Raw genomic sequence first — 17,006 nt, forward strand, 5'->3', positions numbered from 1 at the left:
GGTCAGCGACAACAGCGGGCGGCGGACGGGCGCAGCGGTCGAGGGGTCGTCATCGTGCTGCTCCTTCCGGTCCCGGTGGCCTGGTGACAGGAGGTTTCCACGGCCCGACCGGAAGAAGCAAGGCTTTCCACATGGTGGGACCCACCTGTTGACGGACCTGTCGGACGGCGTAACCCGGGTTCATGTTCCGGTCACACTTGCCAGACTGTGGCACCGTTCGCATGCTGGGGACATGACGACGACGGACGCCCCCGCCGGGGCCCAGGCAGTCACCCGGGCCCTCGGACTGCTGCACTGCTTCCGCGACAACGCGGGTGACCTCAGCGCCTCCGACCTGGCCCGCCGGATGGAGCTGTCCGTCTCCACCTCGCACCGGCTGGCCCGCACCCTGGTCGCCGCCGGATTCCTGGAACAGGACCGGGGCACCGCCCGCTACCGCCTCGGCCCCTCGGTCGCGGAGCTGGGCCAGCTCTCCCTGCACCAGCGCGGACTGCACCGCGCCGCACCCGAGTTGGCGGCCCTGTCGGCGACCACCGCCGCCACCGCCGACCTGGCCATCCGCAGCGGCGGCCACGCGGTGATCCTGGTCGGCGGCTCCGTCCAGCCCAGCACCGGCCTGGGCCTGCGCCGGCCGCTGCACTCCACCGCGCTCGGCAAGGTCCTGCTGGCCTGGGCCCGCCCCGGCGAGGACGACCTCACCGCGCTGCCGCCGCTGGACGCCCGGACCGACCGCACCATCGTCGACCCGGCCGTACTGGCCGCCGAGCTCGACCGGGTCCGGGCCGCGGGCTACGCCCTCAACGACGGTGAATCCGCCTACGGTGTACGGACCCTGGGCATCCCGGTGCTGGACGCGACCGGCCACGCCCACTCCGCCCTGGCCGTCCGCTCCACCCCGGACGTGCTCACCGACGCCCGGCTGCCCTGGTTCCTGGCCCACGCCCGGGCCTGTGCCGAGGCGCTGGAGGTCCTACTGCTCCCGCCGGACCGGCGGCGGGTGCGCAGCTTCGACTGATCGGCCCCGGCCCGGCGCCCGGTGTCAACGGCGTGTGAACACCTCGTGGCAGCCGTGGCGGTGACGGCGGGTCAGCGGATCGGGGTCAGCGGATCAGGGCGAGGGCCGCCAGCGCCTCGGCCTCCCAGTGCGGCGCGTTCCACCCGCGGGCCAGCGCGGCGGCGAACTCGTAGTGCCCGGCGGCGCTCGGGTGGCCGAGGTAGCGGGCCAGGTCGCCGAGGGTGAGGGCGACCGGGCGCAGCGCGATCGAGGTGCTGGCCACCCCGGCGATCATGTGCCGCAGCGGCAGCAGCTCGGTGAACACGTCCTCCGCCTCGGCCCGTTCGTCCAGCGCCAGCACCACCATCGCCCGGACGGTGAGGAAGAACGACCGGTAGTAGTCCGACGGAACGAACCGCCTGGTGACCCGGACCGCCCTGGCCTCGGCCGGGCGGCCGAGCTCGACCAGGGCCAGGGCGCGGACGTCCTCGACGATCGCCCCGTACACCGCGCCGGCCTGCTCGATCATGGGCAGCTGCTCGGCCAGGGTGCCGTTCCGGAGCGCCACCGTGATCCGGTACAGCGCGGTGAAGCCGGCCGCGTGCAGCGACTCCCGGGCGACCAGCCCGTCGATCGCCTGCCGGTAGTGCGCCTCCGCCTCGGCCGGCCGGTCCTCGATCAGGGCCAGCATGCCGAGCTGGCAGCGGCCGACGTCGACCAGCTCCGGCAGGTGGTACGCCTCGGCGATCCGCAGCCCGGTGGCGATGTGCTCGCGCAGCGCCACCAGGTCGCCCCGGGCGGCGGCGGCGGTGCAGAACAGGTGCTCGGCCTGCCAGCGATAGGCCGGCAGGTCGTGCTCGGTGGCCAGCGCGGCCAGCTCCACCGCGATCTCGCCGCGCAGCTCGGTCTCCAGCTCGTAGTCGTGCACCCGGGCCCGGGCCGCCAGCGCGTGGGCGAGCAGCACCGGATCGCCCTCCGCGCGGGCGATCGCCACCGCCTCGGCGGCCGCGTCCCAGCCCTCCGGGCGGCCGGAGCAGTCGAACTCGTAGGTGAGCGCGTCCAGCAGGTTGCAGCGGGTGGCGGGCGCCAGGTCCGGCAGCGCGAGCAGGCCGGTCAGGGTGTCCACCGCGCCCTGGTCGATCGAGCCGTAGGCGTGCGCGACCCAGGGGGTGGGCTCGGTCCAGGAGGTCCAGGCCGCGATCGCCAGGTCGGTCCGGCCGGTCTCCCGGGCCAGCTCGACCGCGGTGCGCCGGGTCTCCAGCGCCGCCGTGATCGCACCGGCGCGGACCTGGGCCCGGAGCAGGGCGCCGAGCAGCTCGATCCGGCGGGCCGGGCGGTCGTCCCGGCCCGGCGGCACCAGCTCCAGATTGGCCAGGGCCTGCCGGAGCAGCGCCGCACAGGTCTCGTGCGCGTAGCGCCGCTCGGCCGCCTCGGCGGCCCGGACGCAGTGCTCCACCGCGAGCCGGGCGGTGGCGGCGGACGCGGCCCGGGTGAAGTGGTGGGCCAGGGCCGAGAGCTGACCCGGCCTCAGCTCGGCGAGCGCGGCCCCGACCCGGCCGTGCAGCCGGGCCCGGCGCAGGCCGCTGAGGTCCGCGTACAGGGTGTCCCGGACCAGTGCGTGGGTGAACCGGACCACCCCGGGGCCCGGCTCGGTGAGCAGCCCGCCGGCCAGTGCCGTCTCCAGTGCGGCGAGCAGCTGGTCCTCGGTCCGGTCGGTGGCCGCCAGCAGCAGGTCGACCTCGGCCTCCCGGCCGACCACGGCGGCCAGCCTGAGCACCTCCACGGTGTCGGCCGGCAGCCCGTCGAAGCGGCGGCGCAGCACGTCGCCGACCCCCTGCGGGACTTCGGTGACCGCGACCAGGGCGCCCTCGCCGGCCAGCAGCCGGGCGCTCTCGCGGAGGTAGAACGGGTTGCCGCCGGTCCGTTCGGCCAGGGCGGCGACGGTCGCCCGGTCCACCGCGGTCGGGCAGACGGCCGCGATCAGCCGGCCGGCCTCCGCCTCGTCCAGGCCGGGCAGCGGCAGCCGCCGGGGCGACAGCCGGGCCAACTGGGCCAGGGTCTCCGTGAGTTCACCCTCGCCGGGGCGGTGGGCCACGATCAGCAGCAGCCCGGGGACGGCCGGGCCGGTGGCCAGCTCGGCGAGCAGGGCCCGGGTCTCCTGGTCGGCGGCGTGCAGGTCGTCCAGCACCACGGCCACCGGCCGGTCGGCGGCGGCCCGGCGGAGCCAGTCGGCCACCGCGCGGTGCAGCCGGAACCGGCCCGCCAGCGCGTCGTTGCCCCAGCGCGCGGCGTACTCCTCCGCCTCCAGCAGCGGGGCCAGCACCTCGGCCTCGGCGGGCCCGGGGCCGACCTGGCCGGCCAGCTCGCGGAGCGCCTCGGTCCAGGCCCAGGCGGGCGGTGCGCCCTCGCTCTCCGGACACCGGCCTGCGGCCACCAGCCAGCCGGCGGCGGTGAGTTCGGCCCGCAGCTGCTGCAGCAGCGTGCTCTTCCCGGCTCCGGCCTCCCCGCTGACCAACACCACCGAGCGCGCGCCGCCGACCGCCTCGGCCGCCGCCTCCCGCACCGTCCGCAGCTCGTCCACCCGGCCGACGAACAGCTCCTGCGGCGGGGCCGGCGGCCTGGCGGCGGCGATGAGTTCGGTCCGCTGGTTGAGGATCGCCGACTCCAACTCAGCCAGCGCGGGGCCGACATCGAGCCCGAGGTCGGCCGCCAGCAGGGTGCGGGCCCGGCGCAGCGCGTCCAGCGCCTCGGCCTGCCGGTTCCCGGTCCAGAGCGCCAGCGCCAGCAGCCGCCACCCCTCCTCCCGGAACGGGTGCTCCTCGGTGAGCGCCACCGCCGCCGGCACGGCGGTGCCGCAGTCGCCCTGCTCGACCGTCAGCGCGATCGACAACTCCCGTGCGCTCAGCCTCAGTTCGTTCAGCCTGGCCACCTCCCGGAGCGCCCAGGGCTGCTCGGCGAACTCCGCGTACGCCTCGCCGTCCCAGAGCTCCAGCGCCTCCCGGACCGGCCCCGGCCGGCGCAGCTCCCTGGCTCGGGCCACCAGCCGTTCGAAGTCCCGGGCGTCCAGCGCCCCCGGCTCCGGCAGCCGCAGCGCGTACCCGGGCGCCTCGCTCACCAGCACCCGGGCCGGCTCGCGGGGTCCGCGCGCGGGCTCCAGCACCCGCCGCAGGTTGGAGATGTACGCCTGCAGCGAGGCCGCCGCCTTGGCCGGTGGGCGGCCGCCCCACAGGCCGTCGACCAACCGGTCCGCGGCCACCACGGCGCCGCCGGCCACCAGCAGCTGTCCGAGCACCCCGCGCTGCCTCGGCCCGCCGAGCCCGACCCGGACTCCGTCCACCTCGGCCGCCAGCGCTCCGAGCACCTTGATCCGGACCGTGCCCACTCCCTGCACCAGCCCTCCCCCGACCACGTTCCTGGTCACCGAGCCTATGCGATCGGCCCGGCCCCGCTCCAAGGGGACTCCAAGTGCGGCGCCGGGCCGCGGCCCGGCCGGTTCACCGTAGGGATGGTCACGGTGCGGACGGTCAAGATGCGGACGGATCGCGGTGCGGGGCCGGGGCACCGCCGGGCGGCTCAGCCGAGCCCGGCGCGGACGGCCGGGGCGACCTCGGTGGCGAAGAGTTCGAGCTGTTCGTGCTGGAGCGACTCGGTGAGGGAGTCGACGCCGATGTTGGCCACCTCATTGCCGAAGGCCTCGTGGTAGCGGTGGATCTTGTCGATCACCTGCTGCGGGCTGCCGACCAGGGCCGAGCCGCGGTCGAGGGCGTCCTCCAGCGAGGTGAAGGGGGAGTTGTTGTGCCGGCCCGCCGCCGAGTCGAACAGCGCGTTCCAGTACGGCCGGAAGCCCTCGACCGCGTCCTGCGAGCGCGGGGCGATGAACAGTCCGCCGAAGCCGGTGCCGACCCTGGCCTGGGCCGGGTCGTGGCCGTAGTGCTCCCAGCGCTCGCGGTAGTGGTCGACCAGGGCGGCGTACTTGGGGAGCGGGTGGAAGCTGTTGGCGGAGAACAGCGGGTCGCCGTACCGGGCGGCCAGGTCGGTGGACCGGCGGCTGGTCGCGCTGCCGTGCCAGACCGGGATCGGCTGCTGGAGCGGCCGGGGGTAGGTGGTCACCTCGGCGAGCGGGGCCCGGAAGCGGCCGTGCCAGCTGACCTTCTCCTCACGCCAGAGCCGGTGCAGCAGACCGTAGTTCTCCTCCAGGTAGTCCCACTGCTGGTCCTCCGTCAGGCCGAACAGGCCGAAGTGCCGGGGGTCGTTGCCCTTGCCGATGATCAGCTCCACCCGGCCGCCGGAGAGCTGGTCCAGCAGGGCGTAGTCCTCGGCCACCCGGACCGGGTCGAGGACGCTGAGCACCGTGACGGTGGTGAACAGCCGGATGGTCGAGGTCCGGGCCGCGATCGCGCTCAGCAGCACCGGCGGGGCGGGCGAGAGGAACGGCTCGCCGTGCCGCTCCCCCACGCCGTAGCCGTCGAAGCCGAGCCGCTCGGCGGTGACGGCCTGGTCGATCACGTTCTCGAGCTTCTGCTGCGGGGCGTACTGACGGCCGGTCACCGGATCGGGGCCGTTGGACACCAGGGACGAGACGATGAACCGCATGGCGGTCTCCTTGCGAACGGCGGCGGCCGCACCCGTCCCCGGGCAGCAGCTGTCGCCCGTACGGAGGGGGACGGCACCGGGAGAGAGGTGGAGGGCGCGTCAGCGCACGGTGCCGCGAAGGCGACAACAACGGCGGAGGACGGAACGGTCGGACACAACCCGCTCCCCTCGACTCGGCCGCGTACCACTGATCTCCGGCGAGCCTATGCCGGGCGCCCGGAGCACGGCAAGGGTCATCGGCTGCGCAGCAGCACCGCCGAGAGCGGCACGAACCCGCCGGTCCCACCGCTGGTCCCGCCGCCGGTCCCACCGTCCGACAGCCGGCGGAGCAGAGCGATCGAGATCCGCTCCCCCTGCGCCTTGGCCCGGTCGGCCAGCGGGCCGCTGTACAGGCCGTCCACGGTGGCGTTCCAGAGCTGCAGCCAGCGGCCGAAGTGCAGGGCGGTGAGCGGCTGTTGCCCGTTCAGCGCGGCATGGGGGGCGAACAGGTCGCGCCGGTACTCGGCACTCCGCAGCAGCGCCCGCTCCCAGAAGTCCGCGATGTGCGGCAGGTGCCGCTCCAGGTCCGTCCCGGCGAAGTACGGCCCGATCACCGGATCGGCGAACGCCGCGCCGTAGAACCGGCGCAGCAGCAGTTCCAGGTCGGCCCGGTCGGCCAGATCGACCAGGTCGGACATCGGGGCTCCTCTCCCTGGGTCGTACGCCAGCGTACGGCGCGGCTCGGGAACCCGGCAGGGCCGATGGTCCCGGTCGGGCGGGCGGAACTGGCAGGATGCCTGCATGATGACGTACCGCGCTGCCGATGACCGCTACTCCTCGATGACCTACCGCCGGGCCGGCCGCAGCGGAGTGCTGCTGCCCGCGATCTCGCTCGGCCTGTGGCACAACTTCGGTGACACCCAGCCGCTGGAGGTGCAGCGCGCCGTGCTGCGCCGGGCCTTCGACCGGGGCGTCACCCACTTCGACCTGGCCAACAACTACGGCCCGCCGTACGGCAGCGCCGAGAAGAACTTCGGCACCCTGTACGCGCAGGACTTCCGCCCGTACCGGGACGAGCTGTTCATCGCCTCCAAGGCCGGCTACGACATGTGGCCGGGCCCGTACGGCGACGGCGGCAGCCGGAAGTACCTGCTGGCCAGCCTGGACCAGTCGCTCGGCCGGATGGGCCTCGACTACGTCGACGTCTTCTACTCGCACCGCTACGACCCCACCACTCCGCTGGAGGAGACCATGGGGGCGCTCGACACCGCCGTGCGGTCGGGCCGGGCGCTGTACGCGGCGATCTCCAACTACCCGGCGGAGCAGCACCGCGAGGCGGTGGCGATCCTGCGCGAGCTGGGGACGCCGGTGCTGCTGAACCAGTCGCGCTACTCGATCCTGGACCGGGGCGTCGAGGACGCCGTGCTGGACGCGGTCGGCGAGACCCAGACCAGCCTGATCGCGTACTCGCCGCTGGCCCAGGGCCTGCTGACCGACCGCTACCTCTCCGGCGACGTCCCGGTCGGCTCGCGGATGTCGGTCGGGCACTTCCTCAAGGAGGAGGCGCTGACCGGGGCCAAGCTGGAGCAGCTGCGGTCGCTGGCCAAGGTCGCCGAGCGGCGCGGCCAGAGCCTGGCCCAGCTGGCACTCAGCTGGGTGCTCCGGGACGACCGGATCGTCTCGGTCATCATCGGCGCGAGCAGCGTGGCCCAGCTCGACCAGAACCTCGACGCCCTGGCCGCGGGGCCGCTCACGGCCGAGGAGCTCGCCGAGATCGACCGCTTGAGCCGGTAACCACCAGCGGTCAGGGGCCCGGGGAACGGCGGCGCCGGCCCGAGGATCGTTCAACGTGCGGGCAAGGCAGGGCACTCTGCCCGGTGACCCGCACGCCGGACGTCCTCGCAGTTCCCCGGGCCCCTGGCTGCGCCATGGCTCAGGTCAGTTCGCCGGGGTGTACTTGTAGCCGACCCGGCGGACCGTGACGATGCTGTCGCGGTAGCCCGCGCCGAGCTTGCGGCGGAGCCGGGCGACGTGGACGTCGACCGTGCGGCCGTCGCCGACGTGGCCGTAGCCCCAGACGGCGGAGACCAGGTGGTCCCGGGTGTGGACGCGCTGCGGGTGCTCGGTGAGGTGGGCGAGCAGCTCGAACTCCAGGTAGGTGAGGTCGAGCGGCCTGCCGTCCACGTGGGCGCTGCGGCGCTCGGTGTCGACGCTGATGCCGCGCCCGGCCGGACGGGCGGCCGGACGGGCCGGGACGGCAGCCGGGGCCGGGACCGGGACCGGAGCGGCGGCCGGTGCCTGCGCGGCGGGCACCAGCACCAGGTAGCCGACCAGCGGGCTGCCGGCCGCGCCGAGCTGGGCCCCGTACTGCGCCAACAGGCCCTGCGGGATGGCGGACTGGGGCAGTGCGGCGACCACCGTGGCGCCCTCGGGCAGGGCGCCGAACAGCGCCTGGGCCGAGTGCTGCGGCGCGGTGGCGGGGTGCCAGCGGTCGGCGGGCGAGCCGACGGCGCGGACGGCCCGCAGGTGCGGGGTGGCGGAGGGGACGGGCAGGGTGGCGGTGGAGGAGGAAGACATGATGCCGCTCTTTCGCGCGTGACGGATGGTGGGTGTCGTCTGCGCGTCGACCTGGGCGGAGCACCGGTCCTGAGGGGTGGTCAGGCGGTGGGCCGGGACGCGCCGGGCGGGCCGGGGCACGGCTGCTGGAACGGGTGGAGGTTCCTTGCGCGGCGAAAGAAAGTGGCCGAGCGGAAAGAACCGGGAGCTGACACCACCGGAGCAGGCGTGGGATGCGGACCCGGGGTCAGCGACAGCAGGCGCTGGAGCAGAGCGCCTGGTCGATGTACCGACGCATGGTCAGATCCGGTGTCACCGGCATCGACTTGACCGTCGGACGGACTGCTGCCGTGGTCATGCTCTGGTACCTCCCCCCGGGCGCTGCGAACGAACTGTTGGCAAGAGCGTTCCACGACCGGGGCCCCGGCGGCAAGCCAACGGGGCCAAAACCGTCCGCAGAGTGAGATGGCGTCTCAGATCCTGGTACCGCGCCGCTCCATCGCGTGTTCGGCCAGCCGGATCAGCAGCTCCTTGCCGTCCTCCCGGCGGCGGGCGTCGCAGAGCAGCACCGGCACCCCCGGGTCCAGGTCGAGCGCGTCCCGGACGTCGCCGGGGGCGTACACCTCGGTGCCCTCGAAGCAGTTCACCGCGACCACGAACGGGATGCCCCGGCGCTCGAAGAAGTCCACCGAGGGAAAGCAGTCGGCCAGCCGCCGGGTGTCCGCGAGCACCACCGCGCCGAGCGCGCCGAGCGCCAACTCGTCCCAGGCGAACCAGAACCGGTCCTGTCCGGGGGTGCCGAAGAGGTAGAGCGACAGGCCGGGGCGGAGGTCGATCCGGCCGAAGTCCATCGCCACCGTGGTGGTGCGCTTGGCCTCCACCCCGGAGGTGTCGTCCACGTCCTGGCCGGCCGTGGTGAGCTGTTCCTCGGTGCGCAGCGGCCGGATCTCGCTGACCGCCCCCACCAGGGTGGTCTTGCCCGCGCCGAAGCCGCCGGCGATGAGGATCTTGAGGGCCACCGCGCTCCAGGGCGAGGCCTGGCCGGGTTGGACGTCAGAGTGCGCGAAGGCCATTGATCACGTCTCGCAGCAGGCGCTCGTCCGGTAGTTGGGCGAGCGGGACGGGTCGGGTGACGGCTATCAGTTCCGCATGCAGCAGGTCGCCGAGCAGGACCCGCACCACGCTCACCGGAAGGTCGGTGAACGACCCCAACTCGGCGACGCTGAGCGGCTCGTGGCGACAGAGGCGGAGGATGGAACGGTGCTCCAGGTCGAGGTCGGGCTCCTCCGACTCGTCCCGGTGGACGGCGGTGACCAGCGAGATGAGGTCGAACATCCCCTCCTCGACCGGCCTGGTCCTCCCCCTGGTCATCGAGAACAGCCGCACCATCGGCCCCGCGTCGTCGTCGAACCACTGGTCCTCGACGGGCGGACGGGCGGGAACCGGCGACTGCGGTGGCTCGGCGGCGCCTCTCGGCTCCGGTGCGGCGTCCTCGACGATCATCGGTCGGTCATCTCCCCGGCGGAACGGACTCGGTGCGCGGGTCGGCGGACAGGTGCTCGCCCACCCGCTTGACCAGCAGGGCCATCTCGTACGCGATCTGGCCGACGTCGGACTCGGCCTCGCTCAGCACCGCCAGGCAACTGCCGTCGCCCGCCGCGGTGATGAACAGGAAGGCCTCGTCCAGCTCGACCATGGTCTGCCGGACGCCGCCGACCTGGAAGTGCCGCCCGGCCCCCTTGGCCAGGCTGTGGAAGCCCGCCGCGACGGCCGCCAGGTGCTCGGCGTCCTCCCGGCCGAGACCCCGGGAGGCACCGGTGGCCAGACCGTCACTGGAGAGGATGACCGCGTGCCGCAGCGCCGCGACCCGTCCCACCAGATCGTCCAGCAGCCAGTTGAGGTCTCCTGACGGCTGTGCCGTTGCGGTCATGATTCGGTTCCTTCCGTTGGTGCAGGCTGAGCAGGTGTCACAGATCGGGTCGGTCCGGCCGCCAGGGCCTGGGGCCGGGGTGCCGCCGGGAGGGCGGCCGGGCGCCGGGGGGCCGGCGGGACCGGTAGCGGCACCGGGGGCTGTTCCGGGACCACGGTGAGCGAGGCGGGCTGGAGCCGGTGGTCGCCGCCGCGACCGCGCTGGAAGCCGCGCTGGAACGAGGAGAAGGCCGACCTGGCCTCCTCCGGCGAGCGGTCCCGGCTGCTCTGCTCCGTACCGGGCGCGCTCTCGGTGTTCTTCAACTGCGGCGCCAGGTTGGCCTGACGGACCCGGCGCGGCAACAGGCCGCCGGCCGGGGCGATGGCCGGGGCCGGGACCGGCCCCTCCTCCGCCGGGCTGTCCTCCCGGCGGTGCCGCCCGGTGCCGGTGCTGCCCGCGGGCACCAGGGTCGGGCCGCCGGTGGTGGCCCGGCGGCGGGGCAGTCCGCCCGGCGTACGGGCGGGTTCGGCGGCCGAGGGGCGCGGACCGCCCGGCGGGCGCGCGCCCGCCCGGACCGGCTGGTCACCGTCCACCGGCGCGCTCTCGCCGCGCCGGTGCCCGCCGTCCCCGACCAGCGCCGGGACGGCGACCAGGTCGGGACGGCCGGGCGCGGGCTCGGCGGCCGGACGGGGCGCCGGGGCGTCGCCCGGCTGGTCCGGGGCCTCGGCCAGCAGCTCGCGCGGGATCAGCACGATCGCCGCCGTGCCGCCGTACGGCGAGGGCCGCAGGTGCACCCGGATACCGTGCCGACGGGCCAGCCGGCTGACCACGAACAGGCCCAGCCGGTCGGTGTCCGCCAGGTCGAACTCCTGCTCCACCGCGAGGCGCTGGTTGATCTCGGCCAGCGCCTGCTCGCTCAGCCCCAGGCCCCGGTCGTCGATCTCCAGCGAGAAGCCGTGCGAGACCACCTCGCCCTGCACCGTGACCTGGGCCTGCGGCGGCGAGTACACCGCCGCGTTCTCCACCAGCTCGGCGATCAGGTGGGTGACGTCGGCGACCGCGCTGCCGAGCAGACCGGTGCCGGGGAACGGCCGGACGATCACCCGGGCGTAGTCCTCGACCTCGCCGACGGCGGCCCGGACCACGTCGACCATCCGGACCGGCTTGCGCCAGGCCCGGCCCGGCGAACCGCCGGAGAGGATGATCAGGCCCTCGGCGTGCCGACGCATGCGGGTGGTCAGGTGGTCGAGCTTGAACAGGTCCTCCAGCTCGGCCGGGTCCTCGGTGCGCCGCTCCATGGTGTCCAGCAGGGTGAGCTGACGGTGCAGCAGTACCTGGCTGCGCCGGGCCAGGTTGACGAAGACCGCGGAGACGCCGCGGCGCAGCTCGGCCTGCTCGACCGCCGCCTCGACCGCCACCCGCTGCACCTGGTTGAAGGCCCGGCCGACCTCGCCGATCTCGGCCGGGCCGAACTCCAGCTCGGGCGACTCGGCCCTGATGTCGACCGCCTCGCCGCGGCGCAGCCGCAGCATCACGGCGGGCAGCCGGGTGGTGGAGATGTCCAGCGCCGCGTTCCGCAGCCCGATCAGCTCGCGGGCCAGGCCGCGGCCGATCCGGTACGAGATCATCACCGAGGCGACCACCGCGATCAGGCCGACCAGGCCCGCGATGCCGCCGCGCACCAGCTGGTTGACGGCGTAGGACTTGGCCCGGGCGCCGATCTCGGCGACCAGCCGGGTGTTGAGCGTGCTCAGCTCGGTCAGCGCCTGGTCGGACGGACCGTTCCAGGCGGCCGGCTGGATGTTCAGGATGGCGTTGCGGTGGCCGTTCTCGTCGAAGCCGCCGAGGATCAGCGCCTCCGACTGGGCAAGCTTCTGCATGGTGGCGCTGCCGCGCACGGCCAGGTAGTCCGCCTGGTCCTGCGGGTCCAGCTCGGGCACGTAGACGGTGAACAGCGCCTGCTGGTTGTGCAGCGCCTCCAGTGCGACCTGGAACATCGCGCTGGTCGGCAGGCTGTTGTCGCCGGTGCGCTTGGCGACCTCCATGGTCAGCCGCAGCGACCGGACCGCGGCGTCCTCCTGGGAGAGGTACTCGCGGGCCCGGACCAGCTCGGTCAGCACCATGCCCTGGCGGGGGAGTTGGCCGGTCTGCTGGCTGACGAAGGCGGACCGGAAGCTGAACACCGGCAGCACCAGCCGGCTGTAGCCGTCGATCACCTCCTCCCAGCTCTGCAGGCGCTTGTCCACGATCGAACGCAGCCCGACCAGCGAGTCGGTGGCGGTCAGCACGTCCTTGAACCGGAGCCGCTGCATCGGGTCCAGCTTGCCCAGGTCCGAGGAGTCCGCCTGGTAGCGCAGCAGTTGGAGCGAGCGGTCGGTCACCGCACTGGCCTGCACGAACTGCTCCAGCAGGATCTTGTCGTCCGGGTCGGCCAGCCGCAGCGCGGCCGACCGGCGCTCGTTCTGCAGGTCGCGGGCGAACTGGTCGGTGGGGGTGCCGAAGGCGCGGTAGGCGGTGCTGACGTCCAGTTGGTTCCACACGTCGCCGGTGGTCACCAGGGTGGCGTACACCCAGAGGCCGGTGAGCGCGATGATGGGCACCATGAGCAGCGCGATCATCTTCGCGCGGATCGAGCTGCTGCGCAGACGCATGGAGTCCTCGGTGCGGGAAAGGGCACGGACACAGGGGTGCGTTCGGACACGTCGCTGCCCGAGATTGCGTGAGCTTACTACTCCATGACCACTCGTTCGAAGGGTCGAATGCACAGTCAGACGGAAGCGGTCACGATCCTCCCGCTATCCACCGGAAAGGGAGTTCTGTCCATTCGGCACTCTTGAGCGGCACATGCCGATCCGCCCCGGCGGCGCACCACCCCTGGGCAGGGCAGCGACGATCCGGTAGCTTCGCAGGCACCCGCTCGGGCAGACGGGACCGGACCGGAGCGGGGAGGCCACGGGTGCGGCAGTACAGCGGCCCGGCCGCGCCCGAGCCGGCCGTCGGCGGGCTCGCCGACTCGGTCTACGACACCGCCGAACGCTCCCCCTCGCTGGTCCAGTTGGCCACCCGGCAGCCGGACGGCTGGCAGGACGTGACGGCGCGTCGGTTCCGGGACCAGGTGCTCGCCCTCGCCAAGGGGCTGCTGAGCCACGGCGTCCGGTACGGCGACCGGGTCGCGGTGATGTCGGGCACCCGCTACGAGTGGACCCTGTTCGACTACGCGCTCTGGTCGATCGGCGCCATCCCGGTACCGGTCTACCCGACCTCGGCGGGCGAGCAGGTGCGCTGGATCCTGGCCGAGACCCAGGCGGTGGCCTGCGTGGTGGAGCACGAGGACCACGCCATGACGGTCGGCGCGGTCTGCGACGCGCTCACCGGGCTGACCTCGATCTGGCAGCTGGACCGCGACTGCGTGACCACCCTGACCGAGGACGGCCGGCACATCCCGGACTCCCTGGTGCACCGTCAGCGGCTCGGCGTCACCCCCGACTCGGTGGCCACCGTCATCTACACCTCGGGCACCACCGGACGCCCCAAGGGCTGCCTGCTCACCCACGGCAACCTGGCCGCCGAGGCCGACGCCCTGCTGGCCGGCTGGGAGCAGGCCGTCCGGGACACCGGCGGCGCCCAGCCCGCCACCCTGGTCCTGCTGCCGCTGGCGCACGTGTACGGGCGGATGGTGCAGATCGCGGCGGTCCGCGGCGGCATCCGGCTGGGCCACCACGGCGAGCTGACCACCGACTCGCTGCTGCCCGCGCTGGCCTCGTTCCGGCCCACCTTCCTGCAACTGGTGCCGTACGTCCTGGAGAAGGTGCACCAGCGCGCCCGGGAGGCGGCCGAGGAGGCCGGGAAGGGCGAGCTGTTCGCCCAGGCCGCCGAGGTGGCGATCGAGTGGGCGGCCGCCCGGGAGCAGCGCGCGTTCGGGCGCGGGCCCGGGCCGAGCGCCTCGCTGCGGCTGCGGCACGCCGCCTACGACCGGCTGGTGTACCAGCGGCTGCGGGCGGTGCTGGGCGGCCGGGCCCGGTCGGTGATGTGCGGCGGCTCGATGCTGGGCCGGGAGCTGGGCCTCTTCTTCACCGGCGTCGGCATGGCCGTGTACGAGGGCTACGGGCTGACCGAGACCTCGGCCGCCGTCACCGCCAACCCGCCCGGCCGCGCCAAGGCCGGCACGGTCGGCCCGCCCGTCCCCGGCGCCGAGGTGGCGATCGGCGCGGACGGCGAGGTCTGGGTGCGCGGCCCCTCGGTCTTCGCCGGCTACCTCAACCACCGGGAGAACCTCTTCTACGAGGGCTGGCTGGCCACCGGCGACCTGGGCTCGCTGGACCGGGACGGCTACCTCACCATCACCGGCCGCAAGAAGGAACTGATCGTCACCAGCAGCGGCAAGAACCTGGCGCCGAGCGTTCTGGAGGAGCGGGTCCGGGCCCATCCGCTGGTCTCCCAGTGCCTGGTGGTCGGCGACGACCGCCCCTACGTCGCCGCCCTGATCACCCTCGACCCGCAGGCGCTGGCGCACTGGCTGAAGGCCAACGGCCGGGCCCAGCTCGACCCCTGGACCGCGCTGGCCGACGAGGCCCTGCACGCCGAGATCCAGCGCGGCATCGCGGCCGCCAACACCACCGTCTCCCGGGCCGAGTCGATCCGCGCCTTCCGACTGCTCCCGCGCGAGTTCGGCCTGGATGAGGGACTGCTGACCCCCTCGCTGAAGCTCCGCCGCACCGCGATCGTCCAGCACTACGCCGAGGACATCGAGGAGCTCTACGGCTGAACCGGAATGTGGACGGCCCATCACCGTACTGACACAGACCCTTGACGGGTCGTCTGGTCCAGTCCAATGTATGGCCCGGCCCGGAAAACAGGGGCCCGGCGTGTTGTGCAGCACGCCGAATTCGTCCCCGCCCTCAGGGGAGTGCAGCGTTCTTCCCCCACAGGAGATCACTCGTGTCCACCACTCTGCGCCGTATCGCCGCCTGCGCGGCCGGCACGGCGCTCACGGTCCTGGGCGCCGCGGTACCCGCCGCGCACGCCGAGACCGCCCCGGCCGTCAACCTGGCCACCAACCCCGGCTTCGAGATCCCCACGCTCCCGCTGGCGGACTGGGGCTCGATCCCCGGCTGGCAGTGCGCCGCCGGTGAGGCCGTGCTCAACACCGCCGCCCGCACCGGGGGTTCGGCCCTGACCGTGACCCCGGCCGGCGACAGCAGCAACGGCGAGTGCACCCAGACCCTCGCGGTCCGGCCGAACACCACGTACACCTACTCGGCCTGGGTCCGCGGCAACTACGTCTTCCTCGGCGCCACCGGCACCGGCAACGACGTGGCCCCGTCCTGGGTGCAGTCCACCCAGGGGAACTGGCAGAAGCTCACCACCCGGTTCACCACCGGCGCGACCAACTCCACGGTCAAGCTCTACCTGCACGGCTGGTACCAGCAGGGCGCCTTCTCCGCCGACGACGTGGAGCTCAGCGGCCCCGCGGTCGACCCGGCCTGGGCGACCTGGAACATGCCCACCAACGACAAGGTGGTCTTCTTCACCATCGACGACGGCTGGCAGCGCACGGGAGACGCGGCTCAGTTCATCGAGACCAACAAGCTGCCGGTGACGGTCTTCCCGCTGCCGATGCCCTCGGGCTTCGAGCCGGACTACTTCAAGCGGGTCAGCGCCGTCCCCGGCTCCTCGGTCGAGGTGCACACGGTCTCGCACCGCGACCTCACCACCCTGTCGGCGGCCGAGCAGCAGGCCGAGATCTGCGACGGCCGGGACGCGGTCACCAAGCGGTACGGCACCGTGCCCAAGGTGTTCCGCCCGCCGTACTTCGCCTTCAACGCCGACACCCTGCAGGCCGCGGCCAACTGCGGGCTGCGCACCGTGCTGACCGCCACCGCGGACTACAGCTGGGGCGCGTCCAACAGCTACCGGGGCGGGCTGCAGGCCGGCGACGTGGTGATCTTCCACTTCGCCGACTCGCTGGCCGGCGACCTCCAGCGGGCGCTGACCGACGCGACCGCCGCCGGGCTGACCGTGGCCGGGCTGCGCAACTACGTGGGCTGACCGCATGCCTGTGCCCTCTGCCGCCCGCGTGGGACAGAGGGCACAGGCGTCAGGTCGGTCAGACCCCGGCGGTGAAGGCGGGCAGGTAGCCGCCCGACTGGCCGGCGGCCTTGGGGTGGTAGCTCTCGTCGACCGGCAGCACGGTGCTGTTCAGCCAGGTGGTGCCGGTGCCGCAGATCTCGTGGGTGCTGAACAGGCCTCTGACGTCCTGGTAGGTGAAGCCCGCGTTCGCCACCCGCTTGGCGGTCACGTCGTTCAGCAGGTCCGCCGCGCTGTTGATGGCGGCCCGCTTGGTGTCGCCGATCCCGAACACGCAGTCCCCGCCGACCTTGTAGAGGCGCGGGTAACCCAGCACCACCACATGGGCGTTGGGGGCCTTGGCGTGGATCGCCGAGTAGACCTGGTCGAGCTTGCCGGGCAGCGTGCCGGTCGCGTACGCCTTGGCGTTGTTGACCGCCGTCAGGCAGGCGCTCTCGCTGTTCAGCACGCAGGTCTGCATGGTGCTGGCGAAGCCCGCGTCATTGCCTCCGATGGTGATGCTCACCAGGGTGGTCGAGGCGTCCAGCGGGCCGAGCTGGTTGTTCAGCACGTCACCGGTCCGCGCGCCCGAACAGGCGGTGAACGCGAACGCGGCGGGCGCGTGGGCGTTCTTCCACAGGTACGGGTACGCGTTGGTGCTGCGCTTGCAGTTGCCGCTCTCGCTGGTGTAGCTGCCCGCACCCACTCCGGCGGAGTAGGAGTCGCCGAGGGCGACGTAGCGGACCGAGGCGGCACTGGCCGCGGGGGCCACGAAGAGGGTGGTCAGGGTGAGCAGGATCGCCGTCGTGGCGACGGACACGGCACGGGCAGGGCGCACGGGCACCTCCACTGGAGTGACGCGGGTCACATTTTGTGTACCAGGGAGTAGCTTCGGCGGATAGTGGCCAT

13 protein-coding genes are annotated in these 17,006 nt (G+C 73.5%); 4 read left to right on the forward strand and 9 right to left on the reverse strand.

Annotated features, from left to right (window positions below):
- Positions 1 to 232: 232 nt before the first annotated feature.
- Positions 233 to 1,015, forward strand: coding sequence for an IclR family transcriptional regulator (locus tag ABT118_RS24175; protein WP_350672533.1), 783 nt, complete (start codon positions 233 to 235; stop codon positions 1,013 to 1,015).
- A gap of 85 nt (positions 1,016 to 1,100) precedes the next feature.
- On the opposite strand, the gene ABT118_RS24180 is transcribed toward ABT118_RS24175, so the two are convergent.
- From ABT118_RS24180 to ABT118_RS24190, 3 genes are all read right to left on the reverse strand, one after another.
- Positions 1,101 to 4,415: an ATP-binding protein gene (locus ABT118_RS24180; RefSeq protein WP_350672534.1), complete on the reverse strand. Its 3,315-nt coding sequence runs from the start codon at positions 4,413 to 4,415 to the stop codon at positions 1,101 to 1,103.
- 152 nt (positions 4,416 to 4,567) lie between these two features.
- Positions 4,568 to 5,587 carry an LLM class flavin-dependent oxidoreductase gene (locus ABT118_RS24185; RefSeq protein ID WP_350672535.1) on the reverse strand — a complete coding sequence of 340 codons (1,020 nt, stop codon included), beginning with the start codon at positions 5,585 to 5,587 and terminating at the stop codon, positions 4,568 to 4,570.
- 233 nt (positions 5,588 to 5,820) lie between these two features.
- A complete protein-coding gene (locus ABT118_RS24190; protein ID WP_350672537.1) occupies positions 5,821 to 6,264 on the reverse strand; it encodes a group III truncated hemoglobin in 444 nt (147 codons plus the stop codon).
- A gap of 106 nt (positions 6,265 to 6,370) precedes the next feature.
- Here ABT118_RS24190 and ABT118_RS24195 point away from each other — a divergent pair, with 106 nt between their 5' ends.
- Positions 6,371 to 7,360 (forward strand): aldo/keto reductase, encoded by a 990-nt coding sequence (locus tag ABT118_RS24195; protein WP_350672604.1) that lies wholly within the window; start codon positions 6,371 to 6,373, stop codon positions 7,358 to 7,360.
- Between the two features lie 144 nt (positions 7,361 to 7,504).
- Here ABT118_RS24195 and ABT118_RS24200 read toward each other — a convergent pair whose 3' ends face one another.
- From ABT118_RS24200 to ABT118_RS24220, 5 genes are all read right to left on the reverse strand, one after another.
- Positions 7,505 to 8,143 (reverse strand): winged helix-turn-helix domain-containing protein, encoded by a 639-nt coding sequence (locus ABT118_RS24200; protein WP_350672539.1) that lies wholly within the window; start codon positions 8,141 to 8,143, stop codon positions 7,505 to 7,507.
- Positions 8,144 to 8,595: 452 nt separating this feature from the next.
- Positions 8,596 to 9,195, reverse strand: a complete 600-nt coding sequence (locus ABT118_RS24205; protein WP_350672541.1) for a GTP-binding protein — start codon at positions 9,193 to 9,195, stop codon at positions 8,596 to 8,598.
- Entirely contained in the window at positions 9,176 to 9,625 is a 450-nt protein-coding gene (locus ABT118_RS24210) for a DUF742 domain-containing protein (protein WP_502884653.1), read from the reverse strand. The genes ABT118_RS24205 and ABT118_RS24210 overlap by 20 nt, the downstream gene beginning before the upstream one ends.
- Positions 9,626 to 9,632: 7 nt before the next feature.
- On the reverse strand, positions 9,633 to 10,052 hold the full coding sequence (locus ABT118_RS24215; protein WP_350672543.1) for a roadblock/LC7 domain-containing protein: 420 nt from the start codon (positions 10,050 to 10,052) through the stop codon (positions 9,633 to 9,635).
- The gene (locus ABT118_RS24220; protein ID WP_350672545.1) at positions 10,049 to 12,682 is read right to left on the reverse strand and encodes a sensor histidine kinase; all 2,634 of its coding nucleotides are present in this window, start codon (positions 12,680 to 12,682) and stop codon (positions 10,049 to 10,051) included. The genes ABT118_RS24215 and ABT118_RS24220 overlap by 4 nt, the downstream gene beginning before the upstream one ends.
- 305 nt (positions 12,683 to 12,987) lie before the next feature.
- Here ABT118_RS24220 and ABT118_RS24225 point away from each other — a divergent pair, with 305 nt between their 5' ends.
- Together ABT118_RS24225 and ABT118_RS24230 are read left to right on the forward strand one after the other, a co-directional pair.
- Positions 12,988 to 14,796, forward strand: a complete 1,809-nt coding sequence (locus ABT118_RS24225; RefSeq protein ID WP_350672547.1) for an AMP-dependent synthetase/ligase — start codon at positions 12,988 to 12,990, stop codon at positions 14,794 to 14,796.
- A 173-nt stretch (positions 14,797 to 14,969) separates the two neighbouring features.
- Entirely contained in the window at positions 14,970 to 16,079 is a 1,110-nt protein-coding gene (locus ABT118_RS24230; protein WP_350672550.1) for a polysaccharide deacetylase family protein, read from the forward strand.
- 58 nt (positions 16,080 to 16,137) lie between these two features.
- On the opposite strand, the gene ABT118_RS24235 is transcribed toward ABT118_RS24230, so the two are convergent.
- On the reverse strand, positions 16,138 to 16,935 hold the full coding sequence (locus ABT118_RS24235) for an SGNH/GDSL hydrolase family protein (RefSeq protein WP_502884654.1): 798 nt from the start codon (positions 16,933 to 16,935) through the stop codon (positions 16,138 to 16,140).
- Positions 16,936 to 17,006: the final 71 nt, after the last annotated feature.

This window comes from Kitasatospora sp. NPDC002040 (genome assembly GCF_040296785.1).
GTDB lineage: Bacteria > Actinomycetota > Actinomycetes > Streptomycetales > Streptomycetaceae > Kitasatospora.

Coding starts and splice junctions, on each gene's coding strand:
- ABT118_RS24185 (WP_350672535.1), bottom strand. CDS start 5,587: ATGCGGTTCATCGTCTCGTCCCTGGTGTCCAACGGCCCCGATCCGGTG.
- ABT118_RS24205 (WP_350672541.1), bottom strand. CDS start 9,195: ATGGCCTTCGCGCACTCTGACGTCCAACCCGGCCAGGCCTCGCCCTGG.
- ABT118_RS24210 (WP_502884653.1), bottom strand. CDS start 9,625: ATGATCGTCGAGGACGCCGCACCGGAGCCGAGAGGCGCCGCCGAGCCA.
- ABT118_RS24200 (WP_350672539.1), bottom strand. CDS start 8,143: ATGTCTTCCTCCTCCACCGCCACCCTGCCCGTCCCCTCCGCCACCCCG.
- ABT118_RS24195 (WP_350672604.1), top strand. CDS start 6,371: ATGACGTACCGCGCTGCCGATGACCGCTACTCCTCGATGACCTACCGC.
- ABT118_RS24220 (WP_350672545.1), bottom strand. CDS start 12,682: ATGCGTCTGCGCAGCAGCTCGATCCGCGCGAAGATGATCGCGCTGCTC.
- ABT118_RS24215 (WP_350672543.1), bottom strand. CDS start 10,052: ATGACCGCAACGGCACAGCCGTCAGGAGACCTCAACTGGCTGCTGGAC.
- ABT118_RS24175 (WP_350672533.1), top strand. CDS start 233: ATGACGACGACGGACGCCCCCGCCGGGGCCCAGGCAGTCACCCGGGCC.
- ABT118_RS24190 (WP_350672537.1), bottom strand. CDS start 6,264: ATGTCCGACCTGGTCGATCTGGCCGACCGGGCCGACCTGGAACTGCTG.